Genomic DNA, 13,286 nt, shown 5'->3' with positions numbered 1-13,286 from the left:
TTATTTTAAATTTAGCAATCTTATCCATGTATATATTAATATTAATTTTAGCACCTATTAGTCATTTTTAGATAGCTTAACTTAAATATATGAATCGTCTATAAGATTTCGTTTTTTTTATTTTATCATATTTTTTTTAATAGGGTTGACGTATTATGAAATCACTTTTTAAATTCAAAAAAGTGAAATAGAATCATATGAATCATCACAAAATTCCATTTCACTATTAAAATATACTACCTCATTATTTAAACCTTATTAGATTTCCGATTAACAGGAAAAGGAAAATAAAAAACTTCTAGATTCAGCTATCACACTAGAAAATCATGCTAGATATAGAAATTATTCCAACACTTCTGCTTATAAATTAAATTGATTAACTAAATATAACTTATAATTAGAGTGAACTCGCCTTCAAATACGCTATCTAAATCTTCAGAAGTTAAAATAAAATTAGAGCCCTTTTCTAGCTTAAAGATTTCACCATCTGTAATCACTTGTCCATGACCTTCTAATACCGAAATAAGACAAAATTCACGAGGCTTCATATAATTAAGCGTTCCACTTATTTCCCATTTAACCATTGTAAAAAAGTCATTAGATACAATTTGGCTACGTTTATGATTTTCTACAATTGTAGTTTCAGGTACTATAGCAGGTGCATTTGCAGTAAATTGAATCACGTCTAATGCTTTTTTAACTTCTAATGATGATCCATCAGTTCGATTACGTTCATAATCATATACTCTATATGAAATATCAGATGATTGCATTGTTTCATATACTAAAACACCAGAACCTATAGAATGAAGCATTCCAGCTGGTATAAAATAAAACTCACCTGGTTTAACTTTGATTCTTTCTACTACATCCAACACCGCCTCTTCTTTTATCTTATTCTCAAATGTTTCTTTTGAATCAGCAGAGGTACCGAGTATAATTTCAGCATCTTCTTCTGCATCAATAATATACCAACATTCTGACTTACCATATTGACCGTTTTCAAATTCATATGCATACGAGTCGTCAGGATGAACGTGAATAGATAAAGGGTGTCTTGCATCCACTATTTTACATAATAAAGGAAAATCTTTACTTGGAAAGTCTCCAAATAATTCTCTATGATCATTCCATACTTGATCTAATGTTTGACCAGCATACTGACCATTTTCAATCATATTTTTTCCATTCGGATGTGCAGAAATACCCCAGCATTCTCCAGTTTGTTCACTTGGTATGTCGTAATTAAATTGATTTAACTTATTACCGCCCCATATTTTTTCAAAGAAAATAGGCTTTAAAAATAATGGCATGATTGCACCTCCTAAAACACGGTTATTGCTTCTCTCTTTATTTTAAAGTGAAATATCGTATTTAAATGATTATGTATAATTAGAACAATTGATGACCCATTTTATCTTTAAATTACTATCTATTTAAGCTTTTAATATATTAGATAACTAATTCTATATAAATGCTATTTCGCTTCTATAGTTCAATAAAAATTTTCACTCATATGTTTATTATATCAATTTCATTATTAATTTAATAGAAATTATATATATTAATAAAAAAGAATAGAACAGCAAGTTTTAAAACTCACTGTCCTACTCTAACACAGAACTTTTCATTTGTAATTAATTATCTAACTTAACTACTCAAAACGAGATAATGCTTCTTGAATAGATTGATGCCCTGAAAGAATTTGAAATTCTTTATTTTCAAATTTATTTTCAGAAGTCGCTACGTGTTTTAATACAGAAGCCACATCTTCGCGTGGAATTGTACTTCCTTCATCAAAATACAAGTCAGCTTTAATTTCACCAGTACCTGATTTATCTTCTAAACCACCTGGATGAACGATTGTATAAGTTAGTCCAGAATTTCTTAAATGATTATCTGCATAGTGTTTTGCAATTGTATAAGGTTTTAAATCTCCACTTGCATCAAATGCTTCACGACGTGAATCGTAAGTAGAAACCATTACATAATGTTTAACATTTGCTTTTTTACTTGCTTCAATCGTTTTCACTGCACCATCTAAATCAACAATGATTGTTTTATCAGCACCTGTGCTACCACCTGAACCAACTGAGAAAATAACTTTATCAAAGCCTTTGAATTTCTCAGTTAAATCATCAATACTATCTTTTTCTACATCTATTAAAATGGCATTAACACCTTGATCTTTTAACACACTTTCTTGTTCTTCTTTACGAACACCGGCTGTAAAATCAACTTGATCTTCTTTTAATTGGTTAACTAATTTAGAACCTACGCCACCATTAGCACCAATAACTAATATACTCATAAACTTATTTCCTCCTTCAATCCATTTCATAGTTTATTAATACCACTTAGTATCATTTTTAAACTTATTTACTATATATCATTGACACTTAGACAAGGACACTATATATTAATACATGAATATATATTCATATATTAAAGAGGAGGTCTCATGTGATGTCCAATACAAATAAAGATAGAGATATATTTATAGATGAATACATGCTTAACCGTTTAACTGAGACATTTAAAGCGTTAAGCGATTATAACCGTTTACGTATTTTAGAATTGTTATATAAAGGTGAAGCTAGTGTTGGGCATATTACGCATACATTAAAATTAACTCAATCAAATGTATCGCATCAATTAAAGAGTTTAAAACAAGCAGGCCTCGTTAAATCGTCACGTCATGGACAATCCATGATTTATTCTATAGACGATCAACATGTTTCTACTTTATTAAAACAAGCCATTCAACATGCTCATCATCAAAGAGGTGAATAATAAATGTCTAATCACACACACCATCATAACCATACTCATAATCATGTCCATACCAATAACAAAAAGGTATTAACAATTTCTTTTATTATTATAGGTTTATTTATGATTGTTGAAATTTTAGGAGGATTTATCGCTAATAGTCTTGCGCTATTATCAGATGGACTTCATATGTTTAGCGATACTGTTTCACTAGGAGTTGCTTTAATCGCATTTATTTATGCAGAGAAAAATGCTACTTCAACTAAAACATTCGGTTACAAGCGTTTTGAAGTCTTAGCTGCCTTATTTAATGGTATAACTTTATTAATTATTAGTGGCGTCATTATCATCGAAGCGATTAGAAGATTTTTCAATCCTATTAAAGTGCAATCCACTGAAATGTTTATTATTAGTGTGATTGGACTTATAGTGAATATTATCGTTGCAATAATCATGTTTAAAAGCGGTGATACGTCACATAACTTAAATATGCGCGGTGCTTTTATTCATGTTTTAGGAGACTTACTTGGTTCATTAGGGGCTATTATAGCATCTATTCTTATATACGTATTTAACTTTACAATTGCTGATCCTATCGCAAGCATTCTAGTTTCCATTATTATATTGAAAAGTGCAATCGGTATTTCACGTTCGTCACTTAATATTTTAATGGAAGGTACACCAAGCGACGTCAATTTAGATAAAATCATTAGTACAATTACAAATCATAATGAAATTTATAATGTCCATGATTATCACGTTTGGACTATTTCAAATGATATGAATGCGTTAAGTTGTCATGCAGTCGTCTCTGAAACTATGTCTGTTCAGGACTGTGAAGGACTTCTTAAAAAAATAGAACATGAAGTACTTCACTTAAATATACAACATATGACAATTCAATTAGAAACAGCACAACATGATCACGATACTTCAGTACTATGCTCTGGATTACATAAAGAGCACGCTCATCATTAAGACTACACAAACAACGTCCGCAGTTTACAATATAAGTAAAAAGTCGAACAGAATTCATATTAGTTTCTGCTCGACTTTTTTTACTTATATAAAATAATCGAAAATAAATTGTTTGCCTGGTACATGTTTTTCATCAAATCCTTGAAGAAATTCTTCATTATCATACGGTAATTTTACTCTTTCAACACTAAACTCATTTTCGTTAATTGTGACGATTCCATATACGGCATATTTACCATTATTAAGTCCTACTGAACCAGGATTGAAATAGGTTTTGTTATTATCATCATACAAGTGTAATTGATGATTATGTCCAAAAGCTATAAAATCCGCATCCTTATCTTCAAATAATTTAACTATCTCTTCTTTTTGATTATCTACAATAGGTTCAAATGGTTGTTTATCAATCCCCTCTTCTAATCTTTGATTTTCAATTTCATAATGTATAAATAAACATTTTTTCCCACAAATTGTTTTTTCTAAATATCTTGGTAGTGTATTTAATACATCATAGTAATCTTCATCCATTCGACTTTCAATCCATTGATGGTGTTCATAAAATTTATTTTTTAAATCTTCTGGATACGGTGTACCATTAACAATTGACATAATTGCTTCATCGTGATTACCAGCAATAATTTCCATATCATCTCGATCGAAAATCATATCTAATACTTTATTGGTTTCATGGCCAATTCCAATATTATCACCTAAGTTAAAGATTTGATCGATATCTTCTCTATTATCAATATCATCTAAAACAGTTTGTAAGGCATCAAAATTACCATGAACGTCGGTTAAAATTGCAAATTTCACCATAAAGTCTCCTTTCATTATTAAATCATTAGCATATTTTAACACTTAAAACATAATATTGTTAGATATTAATTTAAAAAAAGCACAAATTCTGATATTGTGTATTATATTAACGTAAAGGAGTGCTTATTTTGTTTAAATTTCATAGTTTAGCATTTAAAAATGCTAAGTCACAACTCATAAAAACAATACTATTTAGTTTAGTAAGTTTTATTATTGTATTTGTGGCATTTGTGATTGCTAGAACTTTCTTCGTTCAAAACTTTATGCAGATGCAACTAGCAGCACAATTTCAACAGTCATCAGGCGCGTCATTAGTCATGATAATACTCGTCCTGGTCTTAGGATTATTATTTTTTATACTTGCAGGTTATCAATTACTTGCAGGGGCTTTTAATATTATGGCTAAAGCTATTGAAAAAGAAGCTGTTCAATTTTCTGATTTGTTTTTTGCTTTTAAAAAAGGAAAATATGTTAAAAGTCTTCTTTTAGCTTTAATTACTATTATTCTTTATGCTGTATTATATTTAATCACATTAGGATTAAACATTTTATTTAATAAAGCTTTAACACCATTATTCACATCTATTCAACAGTCAGTAAGTACATCCGATCACGCTATTGGTATTTTACTTACTGTACAAATTATCTTAATTATCATTATGGGATTCATTCTTTCAATCGTATATTGGTTCTTCTTTATATTAATGATTAATTATACTGTGTCATTTGCACGTAAAAATGACTTAAGTACTATAGGTCATTTTAAAGATGGCTTTAAAGGAATTAAAAATGGACGTAAAACTTGGTTCAAATTCTTTTTAGCTATCTTATTAATTAACCTACTCATTATTATCATTACACAACCACTTGGTACAATATTAACTATATTAACCGGAAATATGTCCCAAAATGTAGCACAAGTGATTTTAATTATTGCTCAAACGCTTATTATTATTGTACGTTTAATTCTATATTTTGTAATTATAATGGGTATTGTTCAATATTTCTTACGTCGCGGTGAGAATGTGAAAAGACCTGTAAAAGAAAAGAAAAAAAGTAAACGAAAAGAAAAAAAAGAAATAAATCATAAAAAAGAAGCGTTAAAAAACGATCTTTCATCTTTTAATGATACAAAAAATCATGTTAAAGAAGACTTAAATCATCAAAAAAATTTAAATAACGATAAATAAATCACTATTCAACACAAAAGGTAAGAAAGCAGGTTTCTCCTACTTTCTTACCTTATTTTAATTTAAAAGATGGTGTTCTAAATATAAAGCCGCGCCATCTTCTTCATTTGTATATTGTGTAGTATCATCAGTAATAGACTGAATTTCTGGACGTGCATTTTTCATTGAAACAGTGTATCCTCCAAATTCAAACATTGCTCTGTCATTATCGCTATCACCAATAACAAGTGTTTCTTCTTGTTTAATATCGAAATGATCTATCATTTCTTTAATTCCAGTGCCTTTATCCACTTGATAAGCCATCGTCTCAGCATTAAACCTTGAAGAATTAGATACGCTAATATTTAATAACACTTTATTTTGTATTAATTCATCTCTAAACGTTTTAATTTTATTTAACTTTTTATTGAAAAGATAAATTTTAGAATAGGCGTCATTTGGAATATCTTTTCTCCAATTAATTTTACCATTCATGGCATCTCGACGTGATTTCCATTCACTTTCACTCACTTCATTTTGTGGATGTTCACTATCAATCATATCTTCCATCCATGATTGATCTTCAATTAGTGAAATTCTATCTCCTTCAAAAGGAAAAACTTCATAATAAATATGTTGTTGTTGAGCCAACTGCACGATTTTTTTTACACTATCTATTGTCAAACTATGTTTAAATAAAAGTTTATCTTCAATATCACCTCTTGTTCCATTAGAACTAATAACACCATCTACTTTAAAACCTTTTGGTACTAAACTATGAATTTCAGAATAAGAACGTCCTGTTGCTAGAAATACCTTATAATTTTTTTCTCTTAATTGATCAATTACTTCTTTAGTTTTTACAGTCGCTTTATTATCTTCATGCAATAGTGTTCCATCCATATCTAAGAATATTGCTTTAATATTTTCAAATATCATCGTGATACCCTCCATCTAATTCTTTCTTAAAAATTGTGACATTTATTTAACCAAAGTGCAAACTCAATTATATTTTATATAAAGATGATATCGATTTCTATATTGAATGACTTCAATTTGATTATTAAAAAATTTAGACATAATCGTATCAGTTAAAATATCTTTTGTTATTCCTTTATCAAAACAACTACCCTCTTTTAATAAAAATATCTTACTAAATAAAGGAATAATTTCCTCTATGACATGAGTCACGTAAATCATCGTCAAATGAGCGTATGTCTTATTTAAATTTTCTAATAAATATAATAACTGCTCTCTAGCCAAAAAGTCTAATCCTGATGCTGGTTCATCAAGAATAAGCACATCAGGTTGATGTATAAGCGCGCGAGCAATCATTACTTTTTGTTTTTGTCCTGTTGAGAGATGTCCTAAATATCGATCTTTATATGATAACATTCCTACTAAATTTAATAATTTTTCTGCTTCTTTAATATGTTCATCAGAATACTCTTTATATAGACCAATAGATTTAAATATGTCGCTTAATACGACATCAATCACTTTCTCACCGTCTTGAAGTTTTTCTAATAAACTATGCGAAACAAATCCAATATGTTGACGAACGTTTTCTGCAGAATATCCTTTTTTACCTGGTACCATTTCAAACATTTCTATTTCACCCTGAGGTACACTTTCATAAGCATTCATGATATTTAATAGTGTTGTTTTTCCTGCACCATTCAACCCATAAAGAATCCAATTATCACCCGCTTCAATCTGCCAATTTAAATCATTAATGATTGTTTTTCCGTGTTTCTTTTTATAGATATGCTTTAAATTTATCAAATGATTACCTCTACTTAAAATAATTGTATGATGATTCTGATTATTTAACAAATCAAATAAAAAACTGAGACATGTCATCCATGTCCCAGCTTTTTGAATTATTCAACTGTAACTGATTTGGCTAAGTTACGAGGTTTATCAACATCTAATCCTCTGTGTAACGCTGCATAATATGCGATTAATTGTAGCGCTACTACTGATACTAAAGGTGTTAATAATTCGTGTACATGAGGAATCACATATGTGTCTCCATCTTTTTCTAAACCTTCCATTGAAATAATACAAGGTTTAGCGCCACGAGCTACTACTTCTTTAACATTACCACGAATTGATAAATTTACATTTTCTTGAGTAGCTAAAGCAATGACTGGCGTATCATCTTCGATTAAAGCAATAGTACCGTGTTTTAACTCTCCACCAGCAAATCCTTCAGCTTGAATATATGAAATTTCTTTAAGTTTTAATGCTCCTTCTAAACTTACATTGTAATCCATCGCACGACCAATAAAGAAAGCATTTCTAGTCGTTTCTAAGAATTCTTTAGTAATTTTTTCCATTACTGGTGCGTCATCTACAATCGTTTCAATTGCAGTTGTTACTTTTGCTAATTCTCTTAATAAGTCAATACCGTTATCGCGTCCATGCGCTTTAGCTACAACTTGAGAAAGAATTGATAATACAGCAATTTGAGCTGTATAAGCTTTAGTTGATGCAACAGCAATTTCTGGTCCTGCGTGTAATAACAACGTATGATCAGCTTCACGAGATAACGTTGAACCTGCTACATTTGTAATTGTTAAAGACTTATGGCCTAATTTATTTGTTTCAACCAATACTGCACGGCTATCAGCTGTTTCTCCTGATTGAGAGATATAAATAAATAAAGGTTTTTCAGATAATAATGGCATGTTATAAACAAATTCTGATGCCACATGAACTTCAGTGGGCACTCCAGATAGTTTTTCAAGGTATTCTTTACCAACTAAACCAGCATGATAACTTGTCCCTGCAGCAATGATATAAATACGATCTGCATTCGACACATCTTTAATAATCTCAGAATCAATATTTAAATCTCCATTTTCATCTTCATATTCTTGAATAATACGACGCATTACTGCTGGTTGTTCATTAATTTCTTTTAACATATAGTGATCATAAATACCTTTTTCAGCATCTGATGCATCTATTTGAGCAGTATACGTTGGGCGATCTTGAATATTTCCATCTTTATCTTTAATTGTTACACTTTCTTTTTTAACAATAACAATTTCATGATCATGAATTTCTTTATATTGATTTGTAACTTTAATCATTGCTAATGCATCTGAAGCAATAACATTAAAGTCATCACCAATACCAACAAGTAAAGGTGATTTATTTTTAGCTACATAAATAGTGTCTTCATCCTCAGAATCTAACATACCTAAAGCATATGATCCATCTAATAAAGATACTGCTTTAGTGAATGCTTGTTCAGTTTCTAACCCTTTATTTGAAAAATATTCTACTAATTGAACGATAACTTCTGTATCAGTTTCTGATTTAAACGTTACATCTGATAAGTATTCGCTTTTTAGTTCTTCATAATTTTCAATTACACCATTATGTACTAAAGTGAAACGTCCATTATTGGATTGATGAGGATGTGAATTAATATGACTAGGTACCCCATGAGTAGCCCAACGAGTATGACCAATACCAATGTGTCCATCAATGTCATTGTTATCTGCTACTTTTCTTAATTCTGCAATACGTCCTTTTTCCTTAAATACAGTAGTACCCTCGTCATTGACAACAGCAATTCCTGCTGAATCATATCCTCTATACTCTAATTTTTCTAAACCAGATAATAATAATTCTTTGGCATTATCAAAGCCAATATATCCAACAATTCCGCACATATTTCTTTTTCCTCCATTACATAGTCATATGATAATTTTATCTGTTATATAAAATTTTTTAATTAGACATTGTTCGATTTATTGTATTGGATTCTAAACATCATATTTCTATGTTTTCTATTTATTTTATATTTGGCGTTCTTATTATATTTGTACATCTAGTCACCTATATGTTTTAAATAATAAGCTAACGAATGTGCCACATCCGGAATAGCATCCGCCGATTATATCGATAACTATTCTCCTCGTCTACAATATAATTAGTATGTCTATGAGTATTCTCCTAATTAATACTAAATGATTAACATTCTAATTACTTGTCCAGGCGCTTTGTTTTATTTTTATTACATCTATCCTCCTTTCTTCCAATACTATTTATTCTACCTTTTTTTATTAATCATTTGCAAATATTATTATATTTAATTCATAAACTTATAGTCATAATTTGATATTTAATTTATATTTTTTGATAAAAAATACTCTCTTTAAAGTTTTCAGTTCTACAGCTTTAACTTTAAAGAGAGTGTATTCTTGTTTTTAAATGATACTATTAATTTAATCCCATTTTTTCTTTTACTTTATCAGCAATTGTTTGAGCATAACGTTCAGCATCTTCATTTGTAGCTGCCTCAACCATTACTCTTACTAATGGTTCAGTTCCTGAAGGTCTAACTAATATTCTTCCTTCACCATTCATTTCATTCTCAACTTCATCCATAACAGCTTTAACGTCTTCATTTTCAGACACATGATGTTTATCAGTTACTTTTACATTGATTAATGATTGTGGATACTTTTTCATTTGGGCTGCTAACTCACTTAAAGTTTTACCACTTGATTTAATAATAGCTGCAAGTTGTACGCCAGTTAGTAGTCCATCACCAGTCGTGTTATAGTCCATCATTACTATATGTCCAGATTGTTCTCCGCCTAAATTATAATGGCCTCGTCTCATTTCTTCAACGACATATCTATCTCCAACTTTTGTTTTATTTGATTGAATGCCTTCTGTTTCAAGAGCTTTATAAAATCCTAAATTACTCATTACAGTAGATACAATCATATTATTATTTAATTCATGATTTTTATGCATGTCTTGACCAATAATAAACATAATTTGGTCACCATCAATGATGTTACCCTTTTCATCAACAGCAATTAAACGATCTCCATCTCCATCAAAAGCTAAACCAAAATCACTTTCAGTTTCTACAACTTTTTCAGCTAAATGTTTAGGATGAGTAGACCCACATTCATCATTAATATTGTATCCATCTGGATTACAGCCAATTGTAACTGTCGTTGCCTCTAAATCACCAAATAAGAAAGGCGCAAGTGACGAAGTTGATCCATTCGCCCCATCTAATGTAATTTTAAGTCCATCTAAATTTATATCAATAGTAGATTTAAGATAACTTAAGTATTTTTGTGCACCTTCATAATAATCTGAAAAATGCAGAATGTCTTTACCTGCAGGACGTGGTAAGTCAGGTTGTTCTTGGTCTAATAATTGTTCAATTTCTTCTTCTTGCTTATCTGAAAGTTTAAAACCATCAGCACCAAAGAACTTAATACCATTGTCAGCTACAGGATTATGAGAGGCAGAAATCATTATCCCTAATTGTGCTCCCATTTCACGTGTTAAATATGCAACACCTGGAGTAGAAATAACTCCTAATCTCATTACTTCTGCACCTATTGATGCTAATCCAGCAATTAAAGCAGATTCTAACATTTCACCCGACACACGAGTATCTCTACCAACTAAAACTCTAGGATGTTTCTCTCCTTCATTATGTGCTAATACATAACCACCATAGCGACCTAACTTAAACGCTAATTCAGGTGTTAATTCTTTATTAGCTACTCCCCTTACACCATCAGTTCCAAAATATTTTCCCATTTTAATTACTCCTTTATTATCTAGTTTACTATTTTAAATTGACATGTGCTGTGACTTCATTGAATTCAGATTTCTTAACTTGTTTAGGTATTTTGAGTTGAAGAGTTTTATCAGTCGACTCAGTGATATCATCTAAATTTACATCAGCTTCTATGTCATTAATATCCTTCAAATCATCTTTATTACCATAAATTTCTACTTCATTATCATTTAGTTTAATGTTATCTAAACTTTCATCGTCAGGTAATGAACCCTTTTTAACGGTTTTAATTTTTACTTTCTTACTGTAAGGTTCAAGTTTCACTGACATTTTAACATTGTTAGGCTTGATTTGAACGTTTAATTTATTCAATTGTTTGTCAAATGCAGTAATTTCAGCTACATCAGTAGTATCCTCACTGATATTAGTCGCATTTTTAAATGTCGCTTTTAAATATGCAATTTTATCTAATTGCTTTTTACCACCCGTAACTTGAACAGTATTTTTATTTAAAAAAGCTTCACTTACTTTATAATTTGAATTTATATTGTTTTGTGCAATATCAGGCTGAACATGCATAGTTTTAGTGTCTTTATCTTCCAAAGTGATATACGCATGTTTAGGTTTAACATTATAACTAATATCGTTACTTAATCCCTTAACAATATAATCTTCTTTATAATTTCCAGATTTAGCATTAGATAAATTAACTGTAACCTTGATATCATCTGAACTTTCTATTTTCAATAACTTTGATTGTGGTCCTGAAATAGTAACATCAACAGTATCTGGTGATTTAGTAACATGTAAATTTTTGGTATTATAAAGAATTTCTACAGGTACATCTTCAATTGTTTTAGAAGAATTTTGAGATAGATTATCATTGTTAAAAATATTGCCAAACACATTATTAACAGAAAGATAAAAAAAGATCGCTAATATTAAGGCAAAAAATCTTAATCCCCATTTACTTTCTAACATGCTATTTCACACCCTTCTTTTGAGCGTGAGTTCCAAACCAATGTTCAGCTAATAACTCTTCGAATACTTCATCAGAAACATCACGTCTTAATTTACCATCGAAAGTAACTGATATTGAACCGGTTTCTTCAGATACTACCACAGTAAACGAGTCCGAAACTTCAGAAATTCCTACGGCTGCCCTATGTCTTGTACCTAAACTTTTAGAAATTTTATTACTATCTGAAAGTGGTAAATAACATGCAGCACTAGCAATTTTAGTGTTTTGAATAATCATAGCCCCATCATGTAATGGTGTATTAGGTATAAAAACATTTATCAATAATTCTTGGGATATTGCAGAATTCATTGATATACCAGTTTCAATATAGTCTTGCAATCCAGTTTCCTTTTCAAAAACAATTAATGCTCCAATTCGTCTTTTAGCCATATACTGAACAGCCTTTGATACAGATTGGATTAATTTTTCTTCATCATGACTGTAAGTATTGGTATAGCGTTTAAATAGGCTTCCTCGCCCTAATTGCTCAAGTGCTCGTCTTATTTCTGGTTGGAATATCACAATTAAAGCTAAAACGCCCCATTGAATCACAATATCAAATAACTTTGAGGTAGCAGTTAAATTAAGAAGTTTACTTACTTGTTGTCCAATAACTATAAATAATATACCTTTAAGCAATTGAATTGCTTTAGTTCCTTTAAATACAGTAATGAGAAGATAAAGGACATACCAGACAATAAGTATATCTAATATACTTGTAATAATCTTCAAAGTACTAAGATTATTAAAAAAGTTGGAAAAATCCATAATCTCTCCTCCGTCTATAACTTTCATACTCATAATTATACCAATGAAAGGTGTAACTGTCATACTATGAAAGTCATACTTATAAATTTTTTCATGAAAATCACTATTAAAAATGGACAATAAAAAAAGCACTCCGTTAAGGAGTGCTTAAAGTGAGCCATAGAGGATTCGAACCTCTGACCCTCTG

The 13,286-nt window shown here is 29.9% G+C and carries 12 protein-coding genes; 3 read left to right on the top strand and 9 right to left on the bottom strand.

The window, feature by feature from the left end; all coding sequences use genetic code 11:
* Positions 1 to 380: 380 nt before the first annotated feature.
* Together HMPREF2953_RS00425 and HMPREF2953_RS00420 are read right to left on the bottom strand one after the other, a co-directional pair.
* The gene (locus HMPREF2953_RS00425) at positions 381 to 1,313 is read right to left on the bottom strand and encodes a type I phosphomannose isomerase catalytic subunit (protein ID WP_070671265.1); all 933 of its coding nucleotides are present in this window, start codon (positions 1,311 to 1,313) and stop codon (positions 381 to 383) included.
* Between the two features lie 341 nt (positions 1,314 to 1,654).
* Positions 1,655 to 2,311, bottom strand: a complete 657-nt coding sequence (locus HMPREF2953_RS00420) for an SDR family oxidoreductase (RefSeq protein ID WP_049335497.1) — start codon at positions 2,309 to 2,311, stop codon at positions 1,655 to 1,657.
* Positions 2,312 to 2,466: 155 nt separating this feature from the next.
* Here HMPREF2953_RS00420 and HMPREF2953_RS00415 point away from each other — a divergent pair, with 155 nt between their 5' ends.
* Positions 2,467 to 2,793 carry an ArsR/SmtB family transcription factor gene (locus HMPREF2953_RS00415; protein WP_002448641.1) on the top strand — a complete coding sequence of 109 codons (327 nt, stop codon included), beginning with the start codon at positions 2,467 to 2,469 and terminating at the stop codon, positions 2,791 to 2,793.
* A 3-nt stretch (positions 2,794 to 2,796) separates the two neighbouring features.
* Positions 2,797 to 3,750, top strand: coding sequence for a CDF family zinc efflux transporter CzrB (gene czrB, locus HMPREF2953_RS00410; protein ID WP_049335495.1), 954 nt, complete (start codon positions 2,797 to 2,799; stop codon positions 3,748 to 3,750).
* A gap of 84 nt (positions 3,751 to 3,834) precedes the next feature.
* On the opposite strand, the gene HMPREF2953_RS00405 is transcribed toward czrB, so the two are convergent.
* Positions 3,835 to 4,569, bottom strand: a complete 735-nt coding sequence (locus HMPREF2953_RS00405; RefSeq protein ID WP_002448650.1) for a metallophosphoesterase family protein — start codon at positions 4,567 to 4,569, stop codon at positions 3,835 to 3,837.
* 128 nt (positions 4,570 to 4,697) lie between these two features.
* Here HMPREF2953_RS00405 and HMPREF2953_RS00400 point away from each other — a divergent pair, with 128 nt between their 5' ends.
* A complete protein-coding gene (locus tag HMPREF2953_RS00400; protein ID WP_049335493.1) occupies positions 4,698 to 5,759 on the top strand; it encodes a hypothetical protein in 1,062 nt (353 codons plus the stop codon).
* A 57-nt stretch (positions 5,760 to 5,816) separates the two neighbouring features.
* On the opposite strand, the gene HMPREF2953_RS00395 is transcribed toward HMPREF2953_RS00400, so the two are convergent.
* From HMPREF2953_RS00395 to cdaA, 6 genes are all read right to left on the bottom strand, one after another.
* Positions 5,817 to 6,677: an HAD family hydrolase gene (locus tag HMPREF2953_RS00395; protein WP_070671262.1), complete on the bottom strand. Its 861-nt coding sequence runs from the start codon at positions 6,675 to 6,677 to the stop codon at positions 5,817 to 5,819.
* Between the two features lie 63 nt (positions 6,678 to 6,740).
* Positions 6,741 to 7,601 (bottom strand): ABC transporter ATP-binding protein, encoded by an 861-nt coding sequence (locus tag HMPREF2953_RS00390; protein WP_070671261.1) that lies wholly within the window; start codon positions 7,599 to 7,601, stop codon positions 6,741 to 6,743.
* Positions 7,602 to 7,621: 20 nt separating this feature from the next.
* Entirely contained in the window at positions 7,622 to 9,427 is a 1,806-nt protein-coding gene (glmS, locus tag HMPREF2953_RS00385; protein WP_049335486.1) for a glutamine--fructose-6-phosphate transaminase (isomerizing), read from the bottom strand.
* Between the two features lie 550 nt (positions 9,428 to 9,977).
* On the bottom strand, positions 9,978 to 11,330 hold the full coding sequence (glmM, locus tag HMPREF2953_RS00380; protein ID WP_070671259.1) for a phosphoglucosamine mutase: 1,353 nt from the start codon (positions 11,328 to 11,330) through the stop codon (positions 9,978 to 9,980).
* A gap of 28 nt (positions 11,331 to 11,358) precedes the next feature.
* Entirely contained in the window at positions 11,359 to 12,291 is a 933-nt protein-coding gene (locus HMPREF2953_RS00375) for a CdaR family protein (protein ID WP_070671257.1), read from the bottom strand.
* Between the two features lies 1 nt (position 12,292).
* The gene (gene cdaA / locus HMPREF2953_RS00370; RefSeq protein ID WP_019835538.1) at positions 12,293 to 13,099 is read right to left on the bottom strand and encodes a diadenylate cyclase CdaA; all 807 of its coding nucleotides are present in this window, start codon (positions 13,097 to 13,099) and stop codon (positions 12,293 to 12,295) included.
* Positions 13,100 to 13,286: the final 187 nt, after the last annotated feature.

Origin of the sequence: Staphylococcus sp. HMSC072E01, from assembly GCF_001814125.1 — a bacterium.
Classification (GTDB): domain Bacteria; phylum Bacillota; class Bacilli; order Staphylococcales; family Staphylococcaceae; genus Staphylococcus; species Staphylococcus hominis.
This window is presented reverse-complemented; position numbering and strand designations above follow the sequence as displayed.